At 60.1% G+C, this 419-nt stretch carries 1 protein-coding gene; it reads right to left on the minus strand.

Translation table 11 applies throughout. The features are described from left to right. Positions 1-342: alpha/beta hydrolase-fold protein (locus H0X90_RS35445; protein ID WP_269065278.1), on the minus strand; the 342-nt coding region annotated here is incomplete at its 3' end. Positions 343-419 lie beyond the last annotated feature (77 nt).

Consider the following 419-nt stretch of genomic DNA (forward strand, 5'->3'; position numbering starts at 1 on the left):
GTAGTGCGCCGCCCAGGGCGCCTCGGTGGCGTTCAGGTAGAAGCCGGCGCCTTGTCCGAGATCGTAACCGTCGTCGTTGGCCGCCTCGTCACCGCGCGGGCTGGTATCCGGCATCACCAGCGCGATGCCCAGCTCGGCGGCAATGCGCTGGGCGCCCGCCTTGGTGGTAAAGTTCTCATCGTTACAGGTCAGCCCCGACAGCCAGTACAGCACCGGCGGCGGTGTTTCGCGCTCAGGCGGTAAAAAAATGCTGAACGTCATGGCGCAGTTCAGGACAGGGGAGTGATGACGCCAGCGTTGTTGCTGGCCGTCAAAACAGCGATGCTCTTCAAGCAGTTCCATGCAAGGCTCCTCGGAAGGGATGTGCGCGTAAACGTTCATAATACAGATATTTCATTAGCCGGTGAGCAACTTTCACT

This window comes from Burkholderia sp. 9775_39 (assembly GCF_015712225.1).
GTDB classification, from domain to species: Bacteria; Pseudomonadota; Gammaproteobacteria; order Burkholderiales; family Burkholderiaceae; genus Burkholderia; species Burkholderia cenocepacia.